This window comes from Mesorhizobium sp. M7A.F.Ca.MR.176.00.0.0 (assembly GCF_004023165.1).
In the GTDB taxonomy this organism is placed as follows: Bacteria; Pseudomonadota; Alphaproteobacteria; order Rhizobiales; family Rhizobiaceae; genus Mesorhizobium.
The window spans coordinates 1-337 of the sequence record NZ_RZTC01000322.1; the positions used below are offsets into that span (position 1 = coordinate 1).

Genomic DNA, 337 nt, shown 5'->3' on the forward strand with positions numbered 1-337 from the left:
CAGGATATATCCTGCCGCCGCAGCGTTGGGCGAGCGGATTGGGGTATCGGACGAGGAATGGGCACTGATCGGGCCGCTGCTGCCAGCAGAGCGGGGTCGAGGGTGCCGTCCGGCGCAGGATAATCGGCGCTATTTCGAAGGCATGATGTGGATGGCCCGAACCGGGGCGCAATGGCGTCATCTGCCTGATGAATATGGCAAGTGGAACAGCGTCTTCCGCCGATACCGGCGATGGGTCGCGACGGGGGTGTTCGATGCGCTGCTCGAAACGCTCGCCGAGATGGCCTAATCGGCCCGAAGCTGATGAGGTGGAACGGCCCTTCTCAAACGGCATCAA

At 62.6% G+C, this 337-nt stretch carries 1 protein-coding gene; it reads left to right on the forward strand.

Translation table 11 applies throughout. The features are described from left to right. A partial coding sequence (locus EOB59_RS35080) for a transposase (RefSeq protein WP_206622115.1) occupies positions 1 to 289 on the forward strand: 289 nt, incomplete at its 5' end. Positions 290 to 337: the final 48 nt, after the last annotated feature.